The 24,545-nt window shown below is 65.6% G+C and carries 19 protein-coding genes and 2 pseudogenes; 10 read left to right on the plus strand and 11 right to left on the minus strand.

Translation table 11 applies throughout. The annotated features are described in order from the left end of the window. The first annotated feature begins 283 nt into the window (after positions 1 to 283). The 3 genes from HV796_RS18070 (at position 284) to HV796_RS18080 (ending at position 1,772) form a co-directional block, all read left to right on the plus strand. Complete coding sequence (locus tag HV796_RS18070) at positions 284 to 553, plus strand: hypothetical protein (RefSeq protein WP_246355913.1); 270 nt, start codon at positions 284 to 286, stop codon at positions 551 to 553. 44 nt (positions 554 to 597) lie between these two features. After that, positions 598 to 984, plus strand: a complete 387-nt coding sequence (locus tag HV796_RS18075) for a VOC family protein (protein ID WP_175227863.1) — start codon at positions 598 to 600, stop codon at positions 982 to 984. A gap of 176 nt (positions 985 to 1,160) precedes the next feature. Then, positions 1,161 to 1,772 (plus strand): hypothetical protein, encoded by a 612-nt coding sequence (locus tag HV796_RS18080; protein WP_246355914.1) that lies wholly within the window; start codon positions 1,161 to 1,163, stop codon positions 1,770 to 1,772. Positions 1,773 to 1,788: 16 nt separating this feature from the next. On the opposite strand, the pseudogene HV796_RS18085 reads toward HV796_RS18080, so the two are convergent. Together HV796_RS18085 and aldA are read right to left on the minus strand one after the other, a co-directional pair. Continuing rightward, positions 1,789 to 4,175 (minus strand): annotated as a pseudogene (locus HV796_RS18085) (phosphoketolase family protein). A 224-nt stretch (positions 4,176 to 4,399) separates the two neighbouring features. Continuing rightward, a complete protein-coding gene (aldA, locus tag HV796_RS18090; protein ID WP_175227865.1) occupies positions 4,400 to 5,845 on the minus strand; it encodes an aldehyde dehydrogenase in 1,446 nt (481 codons plus the stop codon). Between the two features lie 431 nt (positions 5,846 to 6,276). Here aldA and HV796_RS18095 point away from each other — a divergent pair, with 431 nt between their 5' ends. Next, on the plus strand, positions 6,277 to 6,681 hold the full coding sequence (locus HV796_RS18095) for a heme-binding protein (RefSeq protein ID WP_175227866.1): 405 nt from the start codon (positions 6,277 to 6,279) through the stop codon (positions 6,679 to 6,681). Positions 6,682 to 6,800: 119 nt separating this feature from the next. Further along, positions 6,801 to 8,981, plus strand: a complete 2,181-nt coding sequence (locus tag HV796_RS18100; RefSeq protein WP_175227867.1) for a malate synthase G — start codon at positions 6,801 to 6,803, stop codon at positions 8,979 to 8,981. 132 nt (positions 8,982 to 9,113) lie between these two features. On the opposite strand, the gene asnB is transcribed toward HV796_RS18100, so the two are convergent. Beyond that, entirely contained in the window at positions 9,114 to 10,949 is a 1,836-nt protein-coding gene (gene asnB, locus HV796_RS18105) for an asparagine synthase (glutamine-hydrolyzing) (protein WP_175227868.1), read from the minus strand. 275 nt (positions 10,950 to 11,224) lie between these two features. Continuing rightward, the gene (locus tag HV796_RS18110) at positions 11,225 to 12,211 is read right to left on the minus strand and encodes a polysaccharide deacetylase family protein (RefSeq protein WP_175227869.1); all 987 of its coding nucleotides are present in this window, start codon (positions 12,209 to 12,211) and stop codon (positions 11,225 to 11,227) included. A gap of 403 nt (positions 12,212 to 12,614) precedes the next feature. Here HV796_RS18110 and HV796_RS18115 point away from each other — a divergent pair, with 403 nt between their 5' ends. The 5 genes from HV796_RS18115 (at position 12,615) to HV796_RS18135 (ending at position 18,434) form a co-directional block, all read left to right on the plus strand. Beyond that, complete coding sequence (locus HV796_RS18115) at positions 12,615 to 13,388, plus strand: GntR family transcriptional regulator (protein ID WP_175227870.1); 774 nt, start codon at positions 12,615 to 12,617, stop codon at positions 13,386 to 13,388. A 110-nt stretch (positions 13,389 to 13,498) separates the two neighbouring features. Continuing rightward, positions 13,499 to 14,596, plus strand: a complete 1,098-nt coding sequence (locus HV796_RS18120; protein ID WP_246355915.1) for a BMP family ABC transporter substrate-binding protein — start codon at positions 13,499 to 13,501, stop codon at positions 14,594 to 14,596. Between the two features lie 74 nt (positions 14,597 to 14,670). Then, on the plus strand, positions 14,671 to 15,825 hold the full coding sequence (locus HV796_RS18125; protein ID WP_175227872.1) for an ABC transporter permease: 1,155 nt from the start codon (positions 14,671 to 14,673) through the stop codon (positions 15,823 to 15,825). A gap of 1 nt (position 15,826) precedes the next feature. After that, entirely contained in the window at positions 15,827 to 16,756 is a 930-nt protein-coding gene (locus HV796_RS18130; protein WP_175227873.1) for an ABC transporter permease, read from the plus strand. A 79-nt stretch (positions 16,757 to 16,835) separates the two neighbouring features. After that, positions 16,836 to 18,434: an ABC transporter ATP-binding protein gene (locus tag HV796_RS18135; RefSeq protein WP_246355916.1), complete on the plus strand. Its 1,599-nt coding sequence runs from the start codon at positions 16,836 to 16,838 to the stop codon at positions 18,432 to 18,434. 28 nt (positions 18,435 to 18,462) lie between these two features. Here the strand turns inward: HV796_RS18135 and HV796_RS18140 are convergent, their stop codons facing one another. The 7 genes and pseudogenes from HV796_RS18140 to HV796_RS18165 form a co-directional block, all read right to left on the minus strand. Then, complete coding sequence (locus HV796_RS18140; protein ID WP_175227874.1) at positions 18,463 to 19,959, minus strand: amidohydrolase family protein; 1,497 nt, start codon at positions 19,957 to 19,959, stop codon at positions 18,463 to 18,465. Between the two features lie 87 nt (positions 19,960 to 20,046). Then, complete coding sequence (locus tag HV796_RS45405) at positions 20,047 to 20,172, minus strand: hypothetical protein (RefSeq protein WP_281369793.1); 126 nt, start codon at positions 20,170 to 20,172, stop codon at positions 20,047 to 20,049. Beyond that, positions 20,169 to 21,320: a DUF1501 domain-containing protein gene (locus tag HV796_RS18145; RefSeq protein WP_175228013.1), complete on the minus strand. Its 1,152-nt coding sequence runs from the start codon at positions 21,318 to 21,320 to the stop codon at positions 20,169 to 20,171. Before HV796_RS18145 ends, HV796_RS45405 begins: the two co-directional genes overlap by 4 nt. A gap of 8 nt (positions 21,321 to 21,328) precedes the next feature. Continuing rightward, on the minus strand, positions 21,329 to 22,870 hold the full coding sequence (locus HV796_RS18150) for a DUF1800 domain-containing protein (protein ID WP_175227875.1): 1,542 nt from the start codon (positions 22,868 to 22,870) through the stop codon (positions 21,329 to 21,331). 73 nt (positions 22,871 to 22,943) lie between these two features. Beyond that, the gene (locus tag HV796_RS18155; protein WP_175227876.1) at positions 22,944 to 23,450 is read right to left on the minus strand and encodes a periplasmic heavy metal sensor; all 507 of its coding nucleotides are present in this window, start codon (positions 23,448 to 23,450) and stop codon (positions 22,944 to 22,946) included. Then, positions 23,447 to 23,872, minus strand: coding sequence for a hypothetical protein (locus HV796_RS18160; protein ID WP_175227877.1), 426 nt, complete (start codon positions 23,870 to 23,872; stop codon positions 23,447 to 23,449). The genes HV796_RS18155 and HV796_RS18160 overlap by 4 nt, the downstream gene beginning before the upstream one ends. Before the next feature lie 127 nt (positions 23,873 to 23,999). Beyond that, positions 24,000 to 24,536 (minus strand): annotated as a pseudogene (locus tag HV796_RS18165) (RNA polymerase sigma factor); the annotation flags it as partial. Between the last annotated feature and the right edge of the window lie 9 nt (positions 24,537 to 24,545).

A 24,545-nucleotide genomic window follows, 5' to 3' on the forward strand; every position in this document is an offset into this window, starting at 1 on the left:
GGCCCGCAGCGGGCATTACCGGCTGCAACAAGGCCGGATAGAGAGCTGCAGCCCATCCTGTCAGTCCGAACACGCGAAAGCTGTTGCAAAGCGGGACGCGTTCATAGAGAGTCGTATGGCTAACGATCAGTGTAATTAATATTTCGTTTGTCACGAGATGGCATGCTGTCGCCTCGCGGGCCGATTTCTAAACGAATGTGTTAGTGCGCGCGAACCTGCGCTTCTTATAATGAAACAGCGCACGTACCTGCCGACGCGCACACCTCTTTTGTGGACGAGCACGATGACTGAGTCGCCGCTTAATATGACCGCGCCGATGCTGCGCCAGGACGCCGCGGTGTGGTTTTCCGTTTACGGCTTTGGTTGGGGCTATCGCGCGTATGCGCTGCCTCATGAAATGGTGTGTGCGCGCCTCGGTGCGAGCGACACCAGCGAACAGCAGCTGCGCCTCGCGTTCGAACTGAGCAAGCTGCGCATCCTGCGTGCAATCGAGCCGAGCGGATCGACGCCTTACGACGGTCAGCGTGTCGCGCTTGAATCGGAACAGCTGTAGCCGTTCGCCGCCATTCGTTCAGCAAGAAAAGGAGTGAGCCTGCGATGAGCCTGATCGATCATCTCGACCATCTGGTGGTGACCTGCGTCGACGCCGAAGCAACCCAGGACTTCTACACGCGTGTGATGCAAATGAAACTCGAGACGTTCGGCAAGGGTCGTGTTGCATTTCGTTTCGGTAACCAGAAGATCAATCTGCACGTGCGCGGCAGCGAATTCGAGCCGAAGGCGCATTTGCCGGTGCCGGGCGCGCTGGACCTGTGCTTTATCGCATCCGTGCCGCTCGATCAGGTGATCGCGCATCTTGCCGCGTGCAACTGGCCGATTATCGAGGGGCCGGTTGAGCGGGCCGGCGCGACACAGAAGATCCGTTCGGTGTATCTGCGCGATCCGGATTTGAATCTGATTGAGATTTCGGAACTGATTGATTGAGGGTGTGCGTGGCCGCAATGGCTGCGTTTGCCAGACGGGCAGGCGAAGCGCGTTCGGGAAGCGCCATAGGGCGCCGCGTTGTTAAAGCAATTGGAATTATCTTCGCCATCCGCAAGTAATGATCACCCGGGCGGAATAACCGATGATTGAGCCGTCATCCCATCAAGGACGCGCTCATGAACCCCAGCACCTCAGACGCAAGCGCCGGCGCGACGGCGCACGCGCGCAAGACTGTCGCGCCGATGAGCCGATTCCCTTACTTCAAGCGCGTTTTATCGCTGGCATTGCTTGTCTTTGCCGTCGTAAGCGACAGCCTCACACTCCGCGCGACCTCTGCACAAGCATCGGAGCATCCGACCATGAAACTCTCAACCACCTATCTTCACCTGTTGCGCAAGACCCCGTTTTTCACGGAGCTGAATACTGCGCAACTGCGCTGGACCATCGACCATTCACAGGAATGGGAAGCCCAAGTCGGCACGGTGATCGTCGATTGCGCGACCACCGAGGCGAAGGACGACGTCTGGATTCTGCTCGACGGCGGCTGGCAGGTCGAAACCGGCGGCCGTGTGTACCCGGCGGGCCACGCGGACCCCGGCAAGTGGTTCAGCGCGCAGCATGCGACAGACGATTGCCGGCTCGTCGCGACCGAGCACAGCTACGTGATGAAAATCACCGGCGCCGAGATGCGCGACATGCAGTCGCTCGGCTTCGCGTTCAACGCGCACCTGGACGCGGGCCGCGAGTACTATCGCAAGCTGTTCGGCGCGCGTGCGGCGCAGCGTTGAACGCGTTTCGCGCGGGTTACCCCTTCCAGCACCAGTCGCGAATCTCCTCGCGGTCGATGCCTTCGGTGTGCGCGTAGTTCAGGTGATCGATTATCTGATCGCGCAGTCGCTCCTTCGCGTGGTCGCCGATCCCGCGCAGGCGCGACACGCGGTCAATCACGTCGATGGCGAGCGTAAACCGGTCGATGCCGTTGATAATCGCGAGCTCGAGCGGCGTATTGATGTTGCCTTGTTCCGCGTAGCCGTGCACATGGATGTTCTCGTGATTCGTCCGCTTGTAGGTGAGCTTGTGCACGAGCGTTGCGTACGAGTGGAAATTGAAAATCACCGGCTTGCTCGTCGTAAACAGCGAATCGAAATCACGCGAGGACAGCCCATGCGGATGCTCGGTTTCCGGCATCAGCCGGAACAGATCGACCACGTTGACGAAGCGGATCTTCAGATCGGCAAACAGTCCTTTCAGTATCTCGACCGCGGCGAGCGCTTCCATCGTGGCGATATCACCGGCGCACGCAACCACCACGTCCGGTTCGAAACCCTGATCGGTCGAGGCCCAGTCCCAGATACCGATGCCCTTCGTGCAATGTGTGACGGCTTCGTTCATATCGAGGTACTGCAAATGCGGCTGTTTGTCCGCCACGATCACGTTGACGTAATCGCGTGAACGCAGGCAGTGGTTGGCCACGCTCAGCAGGCAATTCGCGTCGGGCGGCAGATAAATACGCACGACGTCCGGGCTCTTGTTGGTGACGACGTCAAGAAAGCCTGGGTCCTGGTGCGTGAAGCCGTTATGATCCTGACGCCACACGAGCGACGTGATCAGCAGATTCAACGATGGCACCGGCTGCCGCCAGCGCAATTCGCGCTTCGCTTTTTCGAGCCACTTCGCGTGCTGGTTGAACATCGAGTCAATCACATGCACGAACGCTTCGTACGTCGCGAAGAGCCCATGACGGCCGGTCAGCGTGTAGCCCTCTAGCCAGCCTTCGAGTGTGTGCTCGCTCAGCATCTCCATCACGCGGCCGTCGACCGACAACTCGCCGCCGTCGGCGTCGCTCTCTTCGAGTTCGGCCAGCCAGGTTTTTTTCGACGCTTCATAAACGGCGTTGAGCTTGTTGCTCGCGTTCTCGTCCGGGCCGAATACACGAAAGCTCGTCATGTTCCGCCGCATCACGTCGCGCAGGAACTTGCCGAGCACGTCGGTCGGCGGCACATATTCGCTGGCCGGTTTCTTCACCGCGACCGCGTACTCCTGAAACGGCGGCAAATCGAGTGCCTTGCAGAGCGCGCCGCCATTCGCATGCGGGTTCGCGCTGATGCGGCGCGAACCTTCCGGCGCGAGCGCGCGCAATTCTTCGACGAGGCGTCCGGATGCATCGAACAGCGTGTCGGGCTGGTAGCGCTTCAACCACGCTTCGACGAGGCGCAGGCTCTCGCGGTTGGTTGCGGGGTCGGCGATCGGCACCTGGTGTGCGCGCCACGAACCTTCCACCTTATGGCCGCCCACCTCGCGCGGCCCGGTCCAGCCTTTCGGCGAGCGCAGCACGATCATCGGCCAGCGCGGGCGGTTGCGGATGCCTTGCGTGCGCGCTTCGCGCTGGATCGCGTGAATTTCGTCGACGCAGCGGTCGAGCGTCGCCGCCATTTTCTGGTGCATCACGGTCGGATCGTCGCCTTCGACGAAGTAGGGCTTATGACCGTACCCGATAAACAGCGCTTCGAGCTCGTCATGCGGAATGCGCGCGAGAATCGTCGGGTTCGCGATCTTGTAGCCATTCAGATGCAGCACGGGCAGCACCGCGCCGTCACGTATCGGGTTGAGAAACTTGTTCGAATGCCACGATGTCGCGAGCGGCCCGGTCTCCGCCTCGCCGTCGCCGACCATCGCGGCGACGATCAGATCCGGGTTGTCGAATGCCGCGCCATACGCATGCGACAGGCTGTAGCCGAGTTCGCCGCCTTCTCGTGAATGGACCCCGGCGTTTCGGGCGTGCAGTGCGAACCCACGCCGCCCGGAAACGAAAATAGCCGGAAGAACTGCGCCATGCCTTCCTCGGTTTCGCTGCGATCCGGATAAATCTCCGAATAGCGGCCTTCGAGGTAGCTATGCGCAAGCGTAGCGGGAGCCCCGTGACCCGGGCCCGAAACGAAAATCACATTCAGGTCGCGCTGCTTGATCAAGCGGTTCAGATGCACGAGCAGAAAGCTTTGCCCTGGATCGGATCCCCAGTGGCCGAGCAGGCGCCGCTTGATGTGCTCGGCGGCGAGCGGCTTGCGCAACAACGGGTTCGCGCGCAGGTAAATCATGCCGGCAGACAGATAATTGCAGGCCTGCCAATACCGGTCCATTTTGCGCAATTCTTCGGATTGCAGCGGGGATTGAGCGAGAGGAGCGTCGGCCATTGCGAAAGCCTCCGTGTGCGGTGTGTCGCGACGCGGGGGCACGGCGATGCGTCGCGAATGACGTCTGGCAGCGCCGCCGCGGGACTCGCGACGCTGGGCGAGTTACCTATCATAGGATGCCCATCGCGATTTTTCGACTGTCTTTCGTGCCGCATCATGATCTTGCGCAGGCTGCGCAAATCGCACGGCAGCCTGCGCAAGCGAGCCGATCGCCGCCTGATGCGTTATGCGTTCAGATAAATGGTTTTGGTGCGCACGTAGGCATCGAGGCCATATTTGCCGTCCTCGCCGCCGAGGCCGCTGTCACCGTAACCATGATGGAAACCTTGCGGCGCTTCGCCGAGCGACCGGTTCACGTAAATCTCACCGAAGTTCAGTTCGGCCGACGTACGCATCAGCACGCCGATGTCTTTCGTAAACAGATACGCGGAAAGGCCATAGCTCGAATCGTTCGCGAACTTCAAGGCTTCATCGAAGCTGCTGATTTTCAGCACGGAAACGACTGGACCGAATACTTCAGCATGCACGATATCCATCTGATGGGTGATGCCGGTCAGCAGGGTCGGCTGGTAGAAGTGGCCGAGGTCGTACATCCCGCCGCTGAGCCGGCCGCCGCCGAACTGCACCCTGGCGCCTTGCTGCACCGCTTTCGAGACCATCGCGTCGACTTTCTCGAGCTCGACCTTGCTGATCTTCGGCCCCATGTCGGTGGTCTCGTCCGTCGGGTCGCCGACTTTGAGCGCCTTGATCTTCTGCGTGACGAGTTCGATAAAACGGTCGTAGACGGCTTCATGAACGTAGGTGCGCTCGTTGCTTGTGCAGACCTGGCCCGCGTTCAGAAAGCGCGCTTCGACGGCGGCGCTGGCCGCCAGTTCGAGGTCCGCGTCGGCCAGTACGATAAACGGCGCCTTGCCGCCCAGTTCGAGCCGAACTTCCTTGAGCAACGGCGCGCCGGCCGCCATGATCTGCTTGCCCGCGCGGGTGCTGCCGGTCATCGTGATCAGCTTGACCAACGGGTGCGTCACGAGCCGTTGGCCGGTGCGGATGCCGCCGCTGACGATATTCACGACGCCCGCCGGAATGCCCGCTTCGGCGATCAGCTTGCCGATTTCGAGCGATGTAACAGGCGTGATTTCGTGCGGTTTCAGCACAATCGTATTGCCGGCCGCGATGGCCGGCGCGACCTTGCGCGCCAGCAGCGCAGCCGGAAAATTCCACGCGGTGATGCCGCCTATGACGCCGTGCGGCAGTTTCTCGATCAGGATCTTTTCTCCGGGGCGGCTGCCCGGCACGATGTCACCTTCGATACGGCGCGCGTTTTCGGCGGCATAGCGGATCAACGCGATCGTGAAGTCGATTTCGCCGCGCGCCTCGCGGATCGGCTTGCCCACTTCCTGGGTGAGCAGGCGCGCGAGGCGCTCGTGGTCGCGCTCGATCAGCACGTTCAGACGCAGCAGGAAGTCGGCGCGCTCGAGCGCGGTGCGGCGGCTCCACGCAGCAAACGCGGCTTGCGCGGCATCGACGGCGCGATCGACATCGGCGTCGGTCGCGTCGGTCACGGTGGCGATCGTTTCGCCGGTGGCGGGGCTGCGAATGGTCAGGCGTTCTGCGCCCGTCGACGGCATCCAGTCGCCGTTGATAAAGAGCGAATACGGTTGGGTCGAACTCATGCGGGGTCACCTTTGGCTGAAGGGGGTGCCGCGTCGCGCGGCGTTCATTCGGTGCGTGCGCATCGAATGCAGTCAGTAGACCTCGCGACACCGCATTTGTTGCTGCGAATCCTCGCAACAATCGTTGCGAGAGCAACGCGTCCGCCGCGCCTTAGACTGCGCGCACGATACACAGAACGCATTTCAAAGTGGTACTCTCGCCCCCGAACCTGCGTTTCGGGCGTCATCACGCCTGGGCGCCGCACGACCGGCGGTACCCCACCGTTCCAGTGCCGTGAATGAAAGGTTCAGGCTTCGCTTCGATCCATCGGGAACAGTCATTGCCTGGATGTCAATGGCCGCGTCCCGCGGCGTGCGCGGGCCGGGCGGACACCCGCGTTCGCAGGTCCGGTGTGTGCCGAGCAAACCTATCGTCGAAAGGAAAATCGAATATGTTGAACAAGCCCACGCTGTCCGTCGCCGAAACGTCGCGTATTCTGGATGCTGCCCGCGCCGAGGCCGAAAAGAACCACTGGGCCGTGACGATCGCGGTCGTCGACGACGGCGGCCACCCGCTCGCGCTTCTGCGCCTTGACGGCTGTGCGCCGATCGGCGCCTATATCGCGACCGAAAAGGCCCGCACCGCCGCGCTCGGACGCCGCGAATCGAAACAGTACGAAGACTCGGTCAACGGCGGGCGCGCCGCGTTTCTCAGTGCGCCGCTGCTGACTTCGCTCGAAGGCGGCGTGCCGGTCGTGGTCGACGGGCAGGTGGTCGGCGCCGTCGGCGTGTCCGGCGTGAAGGCGTCGGAAGATGCGCAGATCGCTCGTGCCGGCGCACAGAGTGTCGCGCATTGACGCAGCCCCGGACGCAGCCCCGGAACGCCCCGCGCCCAGCCCGCGCGCGGTCATTTAGCCGATAACTTTACTCGCAACCTCACTTGCCCCAACGAAACAGCAGACAGGATGTACCGACGATGACACCGACCAAGATGATTCAACGCGGCGGCCTGCAAGTGGCTGCCAACCTCGATCAGTTCATTGAAAAAGAAGCGCTGCCGGGCACCGGCGTCGATAGCGCGACGTTCTGGGCCGGCTTCGACAAGCTGGTGCATGACCTCGCGCCGAAGAATCGCGCGCTGCTCGCCGAGCGCGAGCGGCTGCAGCGCGAACTCGACACGTGGCACCGCGCGCACCCGGGACCGGTGCGCGACGCGCATGCGTACCGCGATTTTCTGGAGAAAATCGGCTATATCGTGCCGTCGCCGGCGCGCGTGCGAGCGACGACCGACGACGTCGATACGGAAATTGCCGAGCAGGCGGGTCCGCAACTGGTCGTGCCGCTGTCGAACGCGCGTTATGCGCTGAACGCCGCGAATGCGCGCTGGGGCAGCCTCTACGATGCGCTGTACGGCACCGATGCGATTGCCGGGACCGATGGCGCGGAAAAAACCGCGAGCTTCAATCCGAAGCGCGGTGCGCGTGTGATTGCGCGCGCCCGGGCGTTCCTCGATGAAGCCGCGCCGCTCGCGAACGGTTCGCATGCCGATGCGACGCGCTATGCGATCGAGGGCGGCAAGCTGGTCGTCACGCTGAAGAGCGGCAGCAGCGCGCTGCGCGACCCGGGCCAGTTCGCCGGCTTCCACGGCGAAGCGGCGACGCCGTCGGCGGTGCTGCTCAAGCACCATGGGCTGCACTTCGAGATCCAGATCGATGCGGCCGATCCGATCGGCAAGACCGATGCCGCGCAGGTGAAGGACGTGCTCGTCGAAGCGGCGGTGACGACCATCATCGACTGCGAAGACTCGGTTGCCGCGGTCGATGCGGACGATAAGGTCGAGCTCTACCGCAACTGGCTCGGTCTGATGAACGGCACGCTGACCGAAGCGGTCACGAAGAACGGCAAGACCTTCACGCGCCGGCTGAACGCGGACCGCGAGTACCGCCGCCCGGACGGCTCGAAGCTGACGCTGCACGGCCGCTCGCTGCTCTTTATCCGCAACGTCGGCCATCTGATGACGAACCCGGCCGTGCTCGATCGCGACGGCAACGAGATTCCGGAAGGCCTGCTCGACGGCATGATCACGACGCTGTGCGCGCTGCACGATCGCACCACCAGATTGAATTCGCGCACCGGCTCGATCTATATCGTGAAGCCGAAGATGCACGGCCCGGATGAAGTCGCGTTCTCGAACGAACTGTTCGGCCGCGTCGAAGACGTGCTGGGCCTCGCGCGCAACACGATGAAGATGGGCATCATGGACGAGGAGCGCCGCACCAGCGTGAACCTGCTCGCGTGTATCGCGCAAGCGTCCGCGCGCGTCGCGTTCATCAACACGGGCTTTCTCGACCGCACCGGCGACGAGATGCATACGTCGATGGAAGCGGGGCCGATGCAGCGCAAGGGCGACATGAAGTCGACCGCGTGGATCACCGCGTACGAGCGCAGCAACGTGCTGGTCGGTCTTGCGGCGGGCTTGCGCGGGCGTGCGCAGATCGGCAAGGGGATGTGGGCGATGCCCGACCTGATGGCCGCGATGCTCGAACAGAAAGTCGCGCATCCGAAGGCCGGCGCCAACACCGCATGGGTGCCGTCACCGACGGCCGCGACGCTGCATGCGCTGCACTATCACCAGGTCGACGTGCAGGCGGTTCAGCAGCAACTCGAGCGCACCGATTACGCAAGCGCGCGCGACGAATTGCTGGCCGGTCTGTTGACGGTGCCGGTGGTCGAAAAGGCGCAGTGGAGCGCAGACGAGATTCGTCAGGAAGTCGACAACAACGCGCAGGGCATTCTCGGCTATGTGGTGCGCTGGATCGACCAGGGCGTCGGCTGCTCGAAGGTGCCCGACATCAACAACGTCGGCTTGATGGAAGATCGCGCGACGCTGCGTATCTCGAGCCAGCATATTGCGAACTGGCTGCATCACGGCGTCGTCACCCGCGAACAGGTCGAGGATACGTTCCGCCGGATGGCGAAGGTGGTCGACCAGCAGAACGCGGGCGACCCGAACTACCGGCCGATGGCGCCGAACTACGACGCGTCGCTTGCATTCAAGGCCGCGTGCGCATTGGTGTTCGAGGGGCGCGAGCAGCCGAGCGGCTACACCGAGCCGCTGCTGCACAAGTTCCGACTGGAACTGAAGGCGAAGGGCTAAGCGCGCTGCACGTGTGAAAAGCGGCGCTCATCTGCCGGCACGGCCGGCGGGTGAGCGCCGCGTTGCGTTTACCGCGCTTCATATGGTTCGCTTCACGTCCTTCACTGCATATCGCTGACTTCGCATCGATTCTCACACCCGTTCGACGTCGTAGCGCTCGAGCCAGTCGATCAGCACGAGCGCTTGATCGAGATCGATCCGGTCGTTGCTGATGCTCACCTTGCCGACCGGATTCCCAGATATGCCCCGCAACGCGTTGAGGTCGAACGTCTGCTGCATCATCGGCGACGGATTCGCGAGGCGCGCCGCCATCTGTCGCTGCAACAACCGTTCATAGCCCGGGTCCTGGGTGGCCGGATAGGGGCTCTTGGTTCGCTTGAGAATTGCTTCGGGCAGCACGTCGTCACAGGCGGCGCGCAGCAGGCTCTTTTCGCGTCCGTCGAATGTCTTCATGCTCCATGGCGTATTGAAGACGTACTGAGCGAGTTCGTGATCGCAAAACGGCACGCGCACTTCGAGTCCGACCGCCATGCTCATCCGGTCCTTGCGATCGAGCAGCACCGGTAGCCACGAGGTCAACGCGAGAAAGCAGAGTTCGCGCATGCGTTTTTCGGTGCTGTTCTCGCCGGGCAGGGACGGGGTGGCGGCGGTCAGTTGTGCATACATGTCCGCCTGGTATTCGGGCAAACGCAGCGCTTCGACCAGGTCTTTCGACAGCACGTGGCCCAGGCCGGGAAAGTCCCGCAGCCACGGCAGCTGCGGCGCGTTGATGGCTTCGGGTAGGTGAAACCATTGATACCCACCAAAGACTTCATCGGCGGCTTCGCCGGACAGCGCGACCGTTGAATGTTTGCGCAGCGCGTCGAATAACAGGTAGAGCGACGGGTAAAGGTCGCTGCCGACGTTCCAGTTCGCGTCGAGCGCGTCCACCACTGCGCGACGTACGCCGGAATCGCCCAGTTGCTCGGGTTCGAGCACGACCTCGGTATGGTGCGTGTGCACTTCCTTGACGAATTCGTGCACGAACGGAGTGTCGGACGTGCCGCGAAGCGGGTCGGGCACGAACGCCATGCCCCGGTCGGGAAAGTCAACGGAGTAGGACCTGACAGGCGAGTGGGCGCGTCGCCGCATCACGCGGTCGGCGAGCGCGGTAATGGCCGATGAGTCGAGGCCGCCCGACAGCAGGCTGCATAGCGGCACGTCGGAAACGGTTTGCTGTTGCACGATCCGGTCCAGATGCGCGCGCACGGTCTCGATCGTGACCACGAGCGAATCGGTATGCTCGCGCGCTTCGAGTTTCCAGTAGCGGCGTTCGGTGATCCCGCCGCGCGAGACGCGCACGACGTAGCCGGGTTTCACTTCGTGCATGCCGTCGTAAATCGCGCAGCCGGGGAGGCGGCCGGCGGTCAGTACCTGCCGTAACCCGTCGAGCCCGACGCGCGCGCGCACATCGGGATGCGCGAGAATCGCTTTCGGCTCGGAGCCGAACAGCACGCCGTGGCCGAACGGCTGATAGAAGAGCGGCTTCACACCGAACCGGTCGCGGATTAGCACCAGTTGCTGTTCGCGTACGTCCCAGATCGCGAACGCAAACATGCCGACAAAATGCTCCGCGCACGCATCGCCCCATTCGAGGTACGCGTGCAAGACGACCTCGGTGTCGCTCTTCGTTCTGAAGGCGTGACCGCGCTTGCGCAGTGCGTCGCGCAGTTCGACGAAGTTGTAGACCTCGCCGCTATAAGTGAGGCACGCGATGGCTCTGTTGTCTTCGGCAGCGCACATCGGCTGCACGCCACCTTCCAGATCGATAACCGCAAGCCGTCGATGACCCAACGCCGCATGTCGGTCAATCCAGATGCCTTGGGCGTCGGGGCCGCGCAACGCCATCGTGTCGGTCATCGCCTGAACGATCGGCCGCGCGCCGTTCAGATCGCAATCGTAGTCAACCCATCCCGCAATACCGCACATAACGTCTCCTGACAGTCATCTAACGACGTGAGTGCACGCAGCGATCGGTCGCGTGTCGCGCGGACCCTCACGTGTGAATAACGCTTGTCTGCCAGGCAAATTCCTCGACGCTCGACAAGCGCGCTTCTTCTCTGCGGCCGATCGTCACGCGGGTTGCTTAATGGAGGCTTAAGCGCCGCGGCGCGGCTGTGCAACGTCGCATCGCACGGAAGGCGCCGGTCGCGAATGTGGCGGTTATCTGGATGCCGCGCCGGCGCAAAGACTTCGCCCCGGCTTCAGCCAGCATGCGCGTCGTGCGGCGGTGTGTACGTCCGCACGAGTCCCGCGCTTTGCATCGCGTCCATATGGCGTGCGATCGCACCGGGCGTCGTGACCCACACGTCGCCTTGCGCACGGGCCGCGGCGATGTGCTGGAGCGCCCGCCGCAAGTGACGCAGCCGGTAGGGCTGCCCGACCAGATACGGATGCAGCGCGATGCCCATCACGAGCGCTTGCGGATGCCGGCCTGAGCGCACCTGCTCGCGCATTTCGTCGAACTGGTCGATGATCATGTCCGCGAATGCGCGCCCGTCGAGGTGACGGGCGATCATCATCGGCAGATCGTTCAGCTCCTGCGGATAGGGAATCGACCAGAGCGCACCGCTCCTGGTCGTCATTGGCACCGGGCGATCGTCGTGACACCAGTTCAGCGTATAGCGATAACCGGTCTCGGCCAGCAGGTCGGGTGTCGCGTGCGACTCGGAGATCCATGGCGACAGCCAGCCGGTTGGCGGCGTGCCCGTGTGCGCGGCGATCCGCTCGCGGCAATGCGCAAGCAGTGCGCGTTCGTCGGCTTCGCCGAGCGTGCTTTGCCGCTGCGAGTTCGTGTGGCCATGTCCGATCAACTCGTCACCGCGCGCGACGCACGCGTCGATCACTTCCGGGCAATGGTCGTATAGCGCCGTATTGATGAGTACCCCTGCCGGCATATCGAGTTGATCGAACAGTTCGAGGCAGCGCCATACGCCGACCCGATTGCCGTATTCGCGCCAGCTGTAGTTGAGCACATCCGGCTCCGGCGACACAGGGCCCAGCGCCGCACCGAGACCGCTGCCGAACGCGAAGTGTTCGATGTTGAAGCCCAGATAGACGGCGAGTCCTTTGTCGCCGGGCCAGCGGAACGCATCGGCGTGCGTGATAGGACGGTAAGCAAAGCGGCCGTGTGTCGCGAGCGGACCGAATGCGGCCGCATCGGCTGCGTGGACAGCGCGGGTTTCGTTCATAGGCGAAGGACAGTGAAAGGAGGCATTCAGCTGTTAGCGAGGCACGCGGACACGGCCGGATTTCCGCTGTCCTGTATCCCTGACTAAAAATCGTTGTCGACAATACGTGGTTTTCACGTATGCAGCAAGAAGTCAAAACGGTGTACCAAAACGGGGTGCCGATTCTTCGCTATGGCGCATGGCGCGCGCCAAAAGCGGGCGCGGCACGGTGTGAGTGCGGCGCTCGAAGCGAACGGACAGGTTGCCCTGAGTGTGTCGCGAAGCCGCATCTGTATGCCGCTTCGGGCCAGTTCAGTATTCTTGACGCTGGTGTCTGGCATACAAGTTGCGATCTATCGCGTCCACTTGCCAGTCCGTGCGCGATGCTGCGCGGCCGGTCCCGCTTCTCTTTCCGCTTTCCTTCATGAAGCCAGTCAGTCGTGCCGATGTCGCCTATCTGTCGTTGCGGCAGGCCATTGTCGAGCAAGCGCTCGTACCCGGCACAAAGCTGCCCGAAGACGCGCTGGCCGCGCATTTCGGCGTGAGCCGCACACTGATTCGCGCGGCCCTCGCGCGGCTCGCGAACGAAGGTCTGATCGACACCGGCAACAAGCGCACCGCGACCGTTGCGCGGCCTAGCCGCGAAGAAGCGAAGGCGGTTTTCGATGTGCGCCGCTGTCTCGAAGTGGAGGTCGTGCGTCTGGTCGCGCAGAACTGGCAGCCGCAGTTCGCCGCGCTGCTTGAGGACCACGTGCGCGCCGAGGAGGCCACGCTCGGCGCCGGCAGCGCGAAGCTCGAGCTGCGCATTGCCAGCGAGTTCCATCTGCTGCTCGCGCAACTCACCGGCAATCCGCTGATGGAGCGCTACGTGTCCGAGGTCGTGTCGCGTTGCTCGCTGATCCTCGCCGTGCATGGACATGAGCCGTCGCAGGAGTGCGGGATGCGCGAGCATCGCACGCTGATCGAAGCGCTGCGCAAGCGCGACGCGGTTCGGGCGCAACAACTGATGCGCGACCACCTGGAGGCGCTCGAAGCGCGTTCGCTGGTCCATCCCCCGGACGAAGGGCCGGCTGACGTCGTCGAGATACTCGGCCGCTATTCGGCGGCTTTCGCGTCAGCCGACCAACCGGTGGCGCGGCCTCGCGCGGCCACGGGCACATCGCGCGAGGCCGCGGCAAAGCGTACCCGCAAACGATGATCCGGCCGTGAACCGCTCGCAAACGATAGCCACCGCCCCCGCGACCTGAAACGTCATCCGTACACGCCTGAACAAACACACGCCTGGAGCGATCACCCATGAAGCAGCAGATGAATCGACGACACTTTCTCGCGCTGTCCGGCGCCGGCGCCTTCGGGCTTGCCGCCGGCATGCTGCCGCAGGTCGCCGCCGCGAAAGACAAGTTGACGATCGGCATCGTCTACGTCGGCCCGCGCGACGACTTCGGCTGGAACCAGTCGCATGCGGTTGCCGCGCAGGCGTTGCGCTCGCTGCCGAACGTGAACGTGGTCGAGGAAGAGAACGTGGCCGAAACGATCGCGGTGCGCAAAACGATGGAGTCGATGATCCAGCTCGATGGCGCATCGCTGATTCTCGGCACGTCGTTCGGCTACTTCGATCCATATATGGTCGATCTTGCGCGCGCGTATCCGAACGTGCAGTTCCGGCATGCCAGCAAGCTGTGGGACCCCGCGAAGAACCCGGCCAACCTGGGCGGCTATTTCGCGTACCGCGACCAGGGCCATTACGTGAACGGCGTCGCAGCCGGCCTGTCGACGAAGAGCAATCAGATTGGCTATGTCGCGGCCAAGCCGATCGGCATCGTGCTGCGCACGATCAATTCATTCGCGCTCGGCGTTCGCAAGGTGAACCCGAATGCGAAGGTCAAGCTGATCTTCACCGGCGACTGGTCGCTGCCGGTGCGCGAAGCGGAAGCCACCAACGCGCTGATCGCGGGCGGCTGCGACGTGATCGCATGTCACGTCGACAGTCCGAAGGTGGTGGTCGAAACCGCCGAGCAGCATGGCGCGAAAAGTTGCGGACACAACACTTCGCAGGCGGCGCTTGCGCCGAAGGGGTTTATCACCGGCGCCGAGGCAAAGTGGGAGACCGCATACAAGAGCTATGCGACCGACATCGCCGCGGGCCGCAAGCTGCCCAACGTGATGTATGGCGGCTATGACAAGGATCTGGTCGCGAGCACGCCGTTCGGCGCCGGCGCGACGCCGCAGGCACGCAGCGCGGCGCTTGCCGCGATTGCCGACCTGAAAGCGGGCAAGCCAGTCTATGTCGGTCCGATTCGCAGCAACACCGGCAAGATCGTGATCGACAAGACGTACGGCAACTACGATCCGTTCCTCGAACAGACCAACTACCTGGTCGAAGGCGTGATCGGTTCGATCGCGTGAGCATGGATTGCGCGGACCGGTTCGCGTTGGGCGGACCCGGTCCGCGCGTGGAATGACTTTATCTGCAACTGGCTATGGCAAGCGACCCGACGCAATCGGTTACACACCCCGTGACGCGGCCGTCGACAGCCGGTGCGTTGCACGCGCGCGGCGAGCGCTTCCTGCCGCTTCGGCAAAGCGCGGAAATGCTGACGATTTCGCTGCTGGCCGTATGCGGCGCGGCCGCGCTCTTTTCGCTGCTGCTGCTGGCGCTCGGCACGCCGCCCGGTGAATTTTTCGAGTTGCTGTGGCGCGGCGGCTTCGGCACCTGGTTCTCGCTGCAGAACACGCTGGTGCGCGCGGCGCCGCTCGTGTTTACCGCGCTGACCGTCGCGATACCGGCACAGCTTGGCCTCGTCGTGATCGGCGGCGAGGGCGCGCTCGTGCTGGGCGGATTCGCGGCCGCCTGTGCCGCGCTGCCGTTTAACGGCGGCGGTCCCACGGCGCTCGTCACGCTGGCGATGGTCGCCGCGGCGCTCGCGAGCGGCGCTGCATGGATCGGCCTGGTCGGCGCGCTCAGGCACTTTCGCGGGGTCAACGAGACGATCTCGAGTCTGCTGATGTCGTATCTCGCGATCGCGCTCATGAACTTCTTCGTCGAAGGGCCGCTGCGCGATCCGGCCAGTCCGATCAAATCGTCGACGCGGCCGATCGGCGACGCGAACATGGTCGGCAACCTGCCCGGCACGAGCGTGCACTGGGGGTTGGCCGTGAGCGTCGCGCTCGCGCTCGTCGCGTGGCTGCTGATGCGCCGCACGACGTTCGGCTTCGCCGCGCGGCTTACCGGCGGCAATCTGCGCGCTGCGCGCGCACAGGGTTTGCCGGTCGGCCGGCTGATCGTGACCGCCTGTGCGCTCGCCGGCGCCTGCGCGGGTCTGGCCGGCTATTTCGAAGTGGCCGCGGTGCAAGGGCGCGCGAACGCGTCGCTGGCGGCGGGCTACGGCTTCTCCGGCATTCTCGTGTCGTTTCTCGCGCGCCACAACCCGCTCGCGATCGTGCCGGTCGCGATCCTGGTCGGCGGCATTTCGGCGGCCGGCGGCCTGATCCAGCGGCGGCTCGATCTGCCGGACGCAACGGTGCTGTTGCTGCAAGGCACGCTGTTCGTCGTGCTGCTCGCCAGCGAAACGCTATACGGGCGCTTCGCGATCTTCCGGGCGGCGCGCAGCGCACCCGGCATCGAGGGAGACTGAAATGGCCACTACGGATATCGGTATCTGGGCCGTGCCGCTCGCGATGCTTGCGGGTGCGATCCGCGTATCGACGCCGTTCCTGTTCGTCAGTCTCGGCGAATGCCTGACGGAGAAGTCAGGGCGCATCAACCTCGGGCTCGAAGGCACGCTCGTATTCGGCGCAATGGCGGCCTATGCGGTGAGTTTTCATACACATTCACCGTGGCTCGGCACGTTGTGCGCGGGTTTCGCGGGCGCTGCATTCGGTGCGCTGCATGGCGCGATCTGCCGGTTGCCGCGCGTGAACGATATCGCGATCGGCATTGCGATGATGCTGTTCGGCACCGGTCTCGCGTTCTTTTTCGGCAAGCCGTATATCCAGCCGGATGCGCCGCATCTGCCGTCGCTCGCGCTCGGCGCATGGTCGTCGCTGCCGCAGGTGCAGGCGGCGTTGCAGATCAATCCGCTGTTCCTGATCGGCATTGCGCTGGCGGTCGTGTTCGCGTGGGCGCTGCGGCGTACGCGCTGGGGGCTCATCGTGCGCATGTGCGGCGATTCCGCGGCCGCGACCCGCGCGGCCGGCTATTCGGTCGACGGCGTGCGGCTTGCGGTGACCGCGCTCGGCGGCTTCATGGCGGGTGTCGGCGGCGCGTTTCTGTCGCTGTCGTACCCCGGCAGCTGGAGCGAGGGCCTGTCGTCCGGGCAGGGGATGATGGCGGTCGCGCTCGTGATCTTCGCGCGCTGGCATCCGCTCGCGTGTATCGGCGCCGCGCTGCTGTTCGGCGCGGCGGGGGCGATCGGGCCCGCGCTGCAAAGTGTCGGCATGACATCGGGCTACTACTTTTTCAATGCGGCGCCTTATCTGCTGACGCTCGTGGTGCTGGTCGCAGCGTCGTCGCCGCGGCGCAATCTGAAAGGCGTGCCGGCCGAACTGTCGATTTCGCGCCGCTGATGTCAGCCAGTCGTGGCGCGCGCCGCGCGTGGGCACAAGGCCCGATGCGGCGCGCGCGATCCGGTTCGAGGGGTTCACCATGATTCATCCATCCGCTGTTCCTTCCGCGCGGCGCGTCAGCGACCGGCCGGGCCGCGCCGGCCTCATGCTCGAAACGATCGGGATGACGAAGCATTTCGGCGCGCACGTCGCGCTCGACGATGTGTCGATCAGGATTCGCGCGGGCACCATCCATGCGCTGCTCGGCGAGAATGGGGCAGGCAAGTCGACGCTCGTCAAATGCATCATGGGAGAACACAGGCCGACGCGCGGCCAGCTCCTGCTCGACAACCGCGAGGTGGCGATCGACGGCATCCGCGACGCGCATCAGCACGGCATGGGAATGGTCTATCAGCATTTCACGCTGGTGCCGTCGTTGAGCGCCGCGGAGAATCTGGTGATGGCGCGGCCCGAGGTGCCGGCGCTGATCGACTGGCGCGCCGAGAAGGCCAGGCTCCATGCGTTTCTTGAACGGATGCCGTTCAGGCTGCCGCTCGACCGGCCGGTCGCGAGCTTTGCGGCGGGCGAACGACAGAAGCTCGAAATACTCAAGCAGTTGTATCTGGCGCGGCGTCTGCTGATTCTCGACGAGCCAACCTCGGCGCTGACCCCGGGCGAGGCCGACCAGGTGCTGTCGCTGCTGCGCACGCTCACGCGCAGCGAAGGGCTGACCGTGATCATGATCAGCCACAAGTTTCGCGAAGTGATGCAGTATGCGGACGACGTCAGCGTGCTCAGGCGCGGCAGGCTGGCGGGCGCGGGCACGGTCGGCGACCTGTCGGTCGATGCGATGAGCCGGATGATGGTCGGCGACGCCGTACTGCGCGAAGCGGCGCCGCGGCGGACATGGAACTTCGCCGCGCAGCCGGTTGCGCTCGCGCTCGAGCGCATCAGCGCGGCCGACGACGACGGACTGCCGGCGGTGCGCGAGGTGAGTCTCGCGGTGCGTGCGGGCGAGGTGGTCGGCATTGCGGGCGTGTCGGGCAACGGTCAGGCCGAGCTGGTCGAGGTGCTATCGGGCCAGCGCGCCGCCAGCGGCGGGCGCCTGCAGGTCAACCAGCGCGTGTACCGGCCGCTGCGTGCGCAGATGCGCGCGGGCAAAGTGTTCTGCTTGCCGGAGGAGCCGCTGCGCAATGCCGCGGTCGCGCAAATGACGGTCGCCGAGAACATTGCGTTTCGCGTATTCGATCAGCCGGGCCTGCGTGGCGTGGGCGGATGGCTGTCGCCCGCGCGGATTCGCGCGTATGCGCGGCGGCTGATCGCCGCGTATCGCGTGAAGACGGCATCGCCCGACGAGCCGATTAGCAACCTGTCGGGCGGCAATGTGCAGCGCGCGATTCTGTCGCGCGAACTGTCCGGCGACGTCGATGTGCTGATCGTTGCGAATCCGTGTTTCGGTCTCGACTTTGCGTCGGCGGCGGAGATTCGCGCACGCATCGTCGAGCAGCGCAATCGGGGTGCCGCTGTGCTGTTGATCTCGGAAGACCTCGACGAGATCGTCGAGCTTGCCGATCGGATCGCGGTGATGAGCGAAGGGCGAATCGTGTACGACGCACCCGCGCATGAGACCGATCAACAGGCGATCGCGCGTGCGATGGCGGGTGCGGCCACCGATGCGCTATCGGTGCAGCCGGCCTGAGCCTGCTGCGGCGTCTTGTGCATCGGATTCAGCAACAGCCGAACCACGCGCTTTTCAGATAGAACGGGCCCAGGTCTTCCGACAGCGCTTGCAGCGTCGCATGCCATGCTTGCACCGATGGCTGCGCGGCAATTTTTGTGCGCAGCTGTCCGATCAGTTCGGCGCGCACGGCGGCTTCGTCGATACTGCAGACGCGGCCTCGCGCGACCACGGTCCGGCCGCCGATCACGACTTCGTCGATGTGCGCGCCGCTGCCGCGCGCCAGCAGCAGGTCGAGCGGGTCGATATTCAGCAGGCCGTCGTCGTCGAGCGCGTCCCAGTCGACCAGCACGAGGTCGGCCGCCGCGCCCTCCGCCAGCCGGCCGCCGGGTGGTGTATCGGCCCGCGCGCCCAGCACGCTGCGCCGGCCGTTCTGCGCGGCGAAGGCCCATAGCTGCGCGCGATCCATCGTCACGTCGAATCCCCAGCCGCGATGCAACTGATAGGCGAGGCGCAGCTCGCGCAGGGCGTCGTGGTCCTCGTCGGTGCCGGTGCAGTCGAGGCCCAGGGCGACGCGGCAGCCGTGCCGCAACATCTGCGGCACCGGCGCGATGCCGGATTTCAGATACAGGTTCGAGCTGGTGTTGATCGCGATGGTCACGCCGCGCTCGGCGAGGCGTTCCAGTTCCTCGGGGCGCGTATGGACGCAGTGGGCGAGTGTGAGCCGCGGGCTCAACAGGCCGAGGTCGTCAAGGAAGCGGACGATGCCTTCGGGATGCGCGCGATCGGCCCATTCCCGTTGATAGCGCGTTTCCAGCAGATGCAGATGGACCGGCCGGTCGTGCTCGGCCGATGCCTGAGCGATGGCCTCGAGCAGCGGCGTCGAGCACCATTGGACGCCGGTCGGGCCGTATTGCACCGTGACGTGCTCGCCGTAGCCTTCGGCGTCGATCATGCGCGCGACGTCGTCGACGAGTGCGAGCTGTTGCCGGGCCGACACCGGTTTGACCGCCAGCTGCGCGGCCACCGCGTCGCGAATCGCTGGGCGCAGCGCGGCCAGCGCGGTCGCATCGTCGCAATACGCAATGCCATGCCGGTCGCGCATCGCGATTGCGAAACCGATCCGGTTGCCGACGTCGCGCGCCGCGCGTGCGACCGCGCGTGCTTCGTCGACGTAGGGCATGCCGCCCTGGACACGCGTGTAATGCACCATCAGATTCGCGACCCCGTGGCGAACCGAGCGCGCGAAGGCGGCCGCTGCGCTGAGATACGGATCGGCGCCGGGAACGAGGCCCATGAACGGCAGCCAGCTTTCCAGCGGCTTGTCGAAGGCGCCGACGCTCGCGCTGCGCAGATAGCGGCCGTGATCGTGTGCGTTGCTCAGCGCGGGCAGCGCCACGCGGCGCGGCGCTTGCGGCGTGCTGAGCGCGGGTGTCGGCGTGAGCGCCGCGATGCGGCCGTGGTCGATGGTGATGCGCATGCCGGCTTGCGCCGCTTGCGTTCCAGGATCGGCGAGTAGCCAGGTGCAGTCGAAAGGGGTGTTCATCGGCAAGCGCTTCGAAACGGGTGGTCGGCCCCGGCGCGCGGCTGGCGGAGGACGTACGCCGACAGACGGGATGCTGGGCAGCCGATTCTAACCAGCCAGAAAAACGCGGGCAGTGAGCAGCCCGGCCGCCGCGTTGCGCAGCGAGCCGATGTGGATGTCGATGTGGATGTCGACGTCGCCGATGCGCGTGGACGTGTACGCGTCGCCCGTCACGCGCGCACGAGCCCTTCAACCGGTCGATTCGCCATCGCCGTCTGCCCGAACAACGCAGCGGCGGTGCGTCGCGGATCGAGCCGCAGACTTTCCGCGGCGGCGCCGGCGATCAACGCATCGAGCGCCGCGGTCGGTTTCAGGTCACGCCCTTCGTACAGGTCGGCGGGACGCAACCCGGGCCAGTCGGCGATCACCCGCCCGCCGGCCACTGCGCCGCCGATCAGCATCGCGGCCGATGCGGTGCCGTGATCGGTGCCGCCGGTGCCATTCGCGGCCGCCGTGCGCCCGAACTCGGTTGCGACTAGCACGGTCGTGTGCGTCCATTGCGGACCGAGCCCCTCGCGCAGCGCGGCGAGCAGCGCGTCGAGGCCCTTCAGCGTCGCGGCAAGCCGTTGCGTTTGCGCGCTATGTGTGTCCCAACCGGCGGTTTCGATCATCGCGATGCGTGGACCGTCGTCACGTGCGAGCATCCCTGCGGCGAACTTGCCGAGCGCGCCCGCGTCCTGGCGGGCGCGCGTGCTCGCATCGCCGACCATCGCACGCGTCGCGGTCGCGGCCTCCCACAACGGCCGCAATTGCGCGTCGTGCTGATAGAGCTGCGTGACGCGCATCAGCAGGTCGTCCTGCGCCGGCGGTAACGCGGACGGCGCGTAGGAGGTCACCGCCGTCTTGCCGCGCAGCGCCATCGGCACCGACGGTGCAAACGCGATCGCATCGGGTCCCGGCGGCAACAGGCCGGCAAGCCGGTTCAGCCACCCGTCCTTCACCTGATACGGCGCGCGGCCGCCGGTCTCGAGCACGTTCTGGCCGTCGAAGTGCGAGCGGTCACGATACGGCGACGCGACTGCGTGCACGAACAGCGCCTCGCGCGCCGTGTACATCTTCGCGGTCTCCGCGAGCGACGGATGCAGCGCGAACAAGCCGTCGAGCTTCGTCGCACTGGCCGGGTCGATCGCGAGCGCGCCGCGCAGCGATGCGTAGGCGGGGTCCCCGTACGGCACCACGATATTGAGCCCATCGGCGGCGCCGCGTTGAATGACGAACACGAAGCGGCGTTCGGTGTCGGCCCGCGCAAATGCGATACGCGGTGCGACCAGCAGCGCGCTCGCGCCGGCGGCCGTGACGTGGATGAAACGACGGCGGGACATCACGATGCTTACCTCCGCTGGAAGTCGGGTGACACGAAGAGCAGCGCGAGCGCCGTCGACGCGCTTTCAGCGCGCGACACCGCGCTCGCGGTCGGTGCGCTGAGCGACCCCGCGAACAGCTGTTCGCCGAGTGCGCGCGCATCGAGCTGGTCGCCGACGCGCGACGCGAGTCGCTGCGCAAGTTCGACACGGCGCAGCAGCGCGTCGGGCGACGCCCAGCTTGCCGCGACGTCGTCGTAGCCAGCGGGCGAGCCGGGCCGCCAGACCGGCTGGCCGAGCTGGGTGAAAAGCGGTGCGCTCTGCAGATTGCCGAGGTCCTGCCAGCCGAGCCCACGCATCGCCGAGATCGTCCATTCCCAAGGCGACTTGAATTTGGCGGCGACCGGCGACCATGCGTCGGGCGAATCGATCAGCGCGCGATAGACGGTCGGCAGATCGCCGCCGCTGCGCGTGAATGCATCCGCGAGCCGTGCGACCACGGCCGGCGGCGGCGTGTCGGAGACGAAGTGGCGCGCGAGCTTGTCCGCCACGTGATGCGCGGTGGCAGGCGATGACGCGAAATCGTGCAGGATCGCCAGCGGCTGCGCCTCGCCGCTCTGGTCGTAGCGGCGTCCGATCACGGTGCGCGCGCCGGGTTCATGCAGCGCGGTGCGGAACACGAAGTGGCCGGGGGCGCCCGCGTTATTGACCGCGCTGTTGACCCCGTTGTTACCCGCATGGTTGCCGCCGTCGCGGGCCTGAGGCAGCGCGATGCTCCAGCCGGTCAGCGCGCGGGCGAACTCGGTGACGTCTTCTTGCGTATAGCCGCTGCGCGCACCGAGCGTATGCAGTTCCATGATCTCGCGCGCGAGATTCTCGTTGAGTCCACGCGGACGCGCCGGGTTGCGCTGTGCGGCACGCATCGCGGCGATGCTGTCGGGTCCGACCGAGTTGGTCTGATCGAGGAACAGCTGCATCGCCGGATGGCGCTCGACCGCGATCAGCATGTCTTCGAAGCGGCCGAGCACGTGCGGGCGAATCGCTTCGGCTTCGAATGCGCCGGCCAGCACCGCGACCTGCGGCTTTTCAGTCGATACCGCGAAGTGGTTCGCCCAGAAGTGCACGAGGCGTTCGACGAACGGCGTTGGCGTGTTCAGTGCGCTTGATACGCGTGCGTTCACCGCGTCGCGGTACGTGGCGACGATGTCCGCGCGTAGCGCTTTGCGCGCGTCCTGGGCGGCCGTTTGCGCGGTGGCGTTCGACGCGCCGCTTGCGGCGCCGTTCGCGGTGGTCATCGCCCCCGATGCCTGCGCGTCCGTTTGACTCGCCGCTGCGTCATCTTTGCCCTGTTTGCGCATGTCGCGCAACGCACGGCGCCGCTGCGCAAATCCGGTGACAAGCGTGGCCGAATCAGGCTCATTCGACCATGCGGCCGGCCGTACGTCGTAGTGGTCGAACTGCGCGAGCAGCCAGGCTTTCGGGTCGGCCGGCGCGGGCTCGTTCGCGACCGCGCCGAGACCAAAGCGGTTCAGCGCGATGGCGGTGGCGTGATCGGCTGCTGAATCGTTCATCGGGATTCCTCAGAGCGTCGGATATGTGCGTTAAACGGATGCCGTGCGCGAATCCGTCGCTACCGCGGAAAATTTATTGGCTAGCTGGTTGCTTCGGCGCCGGTTGCCGCCATTGACCATGTTCGCGGAGGCTGTCGGCGAACTGCGCACGCTCCTGTGGCGATAACGTCGCGGCGTAGTCGGCGACGCTTTGCTCGACACGCGCGCGCAATGCCTCGTCCGCGTTGCGTGCGCGGGCCAGCGCCGCGTCGAGCGCCGGGCGGTCCAGTTGCGCTTCGCCGACCAGACGCAGCACATCGCGCCGCGCGTCGCGGCCGGAACGAATCCATGTGCGGCTAGCGCGGCGCGCTTCCTGCAACGCTTGCGCGAATTGTTGCTGGCGTTCGTCGGAGAGTTCATTCGCGGCGTAGCGTAACGCGTGCGGCTGTGTCTGTGTCTGTGTCTGCGTTTGCACCGCGCCGCCGGTTGCGTGAGGGCGGCTTGCGAACCATTGATAGGTGCCGCCCGCGATCGCGCCAAGCAGGAAGACATTGAGCACCAGCGACGCCGCGAGCGCCCATGTCAGCGAGCGTCCGTTCATTCGCCGCTCCAATCCGACGGGCTGCCGTCGAAGCTGGTCGCAAGCGGCGGCGCGTCCAGCGTCGCGTGTGGCGACGGGTGGTTCGCGAGCATCGCGAACGACACGACGAATGCGCCGGCCAGCGCGCCGGCGAGCCCCGCGCTGACGAACGCGGCGCCGGACCACCAGACGCGCGCGCGTGGCGATACACGGCGCGGCGCGGGCGCCGACGCGACGATGCGCTGTATCAACGCGGCGTCCGGCAGCGCGGGCGCGTCGTCAGCGAGCCACGCGTCGAGGGGCGCGCACGACGCGAACAGCGCGTGGGCTTCGTCGCGATGCTGGTCGGCCCACGCGAGCGCGGCGTCGCGCTCGCCAGCCGGCCAGCGGCGCGCATCGGCGCCGTAGGCTTCGATGATGGTGCGGAATCGTTCAGGTGTCATCGGATGTCCTTGGGCGTGTGTCAGGGGCGTGCTGCGCGGCAGCCTGTGTGGGCGCCGCGTGCGGTGTCGGCGTCGGCGCGCTCAACGGACCCGTCGATGACGCGGGCGCGGGCACGGCCACCGTCGTCGCGAGCGACGCGCGCAGCGTGCGGCGGGCGCGCGCCAGCAGACTTTCCAGTGCATCGACCGTGATGCCCATCACGGCGGCCGCTTCGAAGTTGGACAGCTCTTGGTAATACTGGAGCACGATCGCTTCGCGCTGCCGCACCGGCAGTGCCGCGAGCGCCGCGCGCATGGTCGCGTTGCGGGCCTGCGTTTCGAGGCGGGCGTCGGGCGGCGGGCCGGGGTCGATGCGCTCGGGCAGTTCGTCGACGGGCTCGTCCCGCGTGGCGCGCAGGCGGTCGTAGCACAGGTTCATCGCGACGCGGTGCAGCCAGGTGTCGAAGCGGGCCTCGCCTTCTCGCCAGCGCGGCGCGTGCTTCCAGATTCGCATGAAGGCTTCCTGCGCGACGTCTTCCGCTTCCATACGGTCTCCGAGCATCCGTGTCGCCAGCGCGAGCAGGCGCGGCAGCTTGCGCGCCACCAGCGCGCGCACGGCCGCCGGGTCGGAGCGCGACACGCCGGCGACCAGTTCCGCGTCCGGATCGCGTTCGGCGTCGCTCAACGCGCGCCG

The sequence above is a fragment of the Paraburkholderia humisilvae genome, from assembly GCF_902859855.1.
Taxonomy (GTDB): domain Bacteria; phylum Pseudomonadota; class Gammaproteobacteria; order Burkholderiales; family Burkholderiaceae; genus Paraburkholderia; species Paraburkholderia humisilvae.

What these genes read in the sequence shown, in the direction of transcription:
- HV796_RS18070 (WP_246355913.1), top strand. Translation starts at nt 284, where the DNA reads ATGACTGAGTCGCCGCTTAATATGACCGCGCCGATGCTGCGCCAGGAC.
- HV796_RS18110 (WP_175227869.1), bottom strand. Translation starts at nt 12,211, where the DNA reads ATGAACGAAACCCGCGCTGTCCACGCAGCCGATGCGGCCGCATTCGGT.
- HV796_RS18115 (WP_175227870.1), top strand. Translation starts at nt 12,615, where the DNA reads ATGAAGCCAGTCAGTCGTGCCGATGTCGCCTATCTGTCGTTGCGGCAG.
- HV796_RS18125 (WP_175227872.1), top strand. Translation starts at nt 14,671, where the DNA reads ATGGCAAGCGACCCGACGCAATCGGTTACACACCCCGTGACGCGGCCG.
- aldA (WP_175227865.1), bottom strand. Translation starts at nt 5,845, where the DNA reads ATGAGTTCGACCCAACCGTATTCGCTCTTTATCAACGGCGACTGGATG.
- HV796_RS18145 (WP_175228013.1), bottom strand. Translation starts at nt 21,320, where the DNA reads ATGTCCCGCCGTCGTTTCATCCACGTCACGGCCGCCGGCGCGAGCGCG.
- HV796_RS18120 (WP_246355915.1), top strand. Translation starts at nt 13,499, where the DNA reads ATGAATCGACGACACTTTCTCGCGCTGTCCGGCGCCGGCGCCTTCGGG.
- HV796_RS18160 (WP_175227877.1), bottom strand. Translation starts at nt 23,872, where the DNA reads ATGACACCTGAACGATTCCGCACCATCATCGAAGCCTACGGCGCCGAT.
- HV796_RS18140 (WP_175227874.1), bottom strand. Translation starts at nt 19,959, where the DNA reads ATGAACACCCCTTTCGACTGCACCTGGCTACTCGCCGATCCTGGAACG.
- HV796_RS18135 (WP_246355916.1), top strand. Translation starts at nt 16,836, where the DNA reads ATGATTCATCCATCCGCTGTTCCTTCCGCGCGGCGCGTCAGCGACCGG.
- HV796_RS18075 (WP_175227863.1), top strand. Translation starts at nt 598, where the DNA reads ATGAGCCTGATCGATCATCTCGACCATCTGGTGGTGACCTGCGTCGAC.
- HV796_RS18100 (WP_175227867.1), top strand. Translation starts at nt 6,801, where the DNA reads ATGACACCGACCAAGATGATTCAACGCGGCGGCCTGCAAGTGGCTGCC.
- asnB (WP_175227868.1), bottom strand. Translation starts at nt 10,949, where the DNA reads ATGTGCGGTATTGCGGGATGGGTTGACTACGATTGCGATCTGAACGGC.
- HV796_RS18155 (WP_175227876.1), bottom strand. Translation starts at nt 23,450, where the DNA reads ATGAACGGACGCTCGCTGACATGGGCGCTCGCGGCGTCGCTGGTGCTC.
- HV796_RS18130 (WP_175227873.1), top strand. Translation starts at nt 15,827, where the DNA reads ATGGCCACTACGGATATCGGTATCTGGGCCGTGCCGCTCGCGATGCTT.
- HV796_RS18095 (WP_175227866.1), top strand. Translation starts at nt 6,277, where the DNA reads ATGTTGAACAAGCCCACGCTGTCCGTCGCCGAAACGTCGCGTATTCTG.
- HV796_RS18080 (WP_246355914.1), top strand. Translation starts at nt 1,161, where the DNA reads ATGAACCCCAGCACCTCAGACGCAAGCGCCGGCGCGACGGCGCACGCG.
- HV796_RS18150 (WP_175227875.1), bottom strand. Translation starts at nt 22,870, where the DNA reads ATGAACGATTCAGCAGCCGATCACGCCACCGCCATCGCGCTGAACCGC.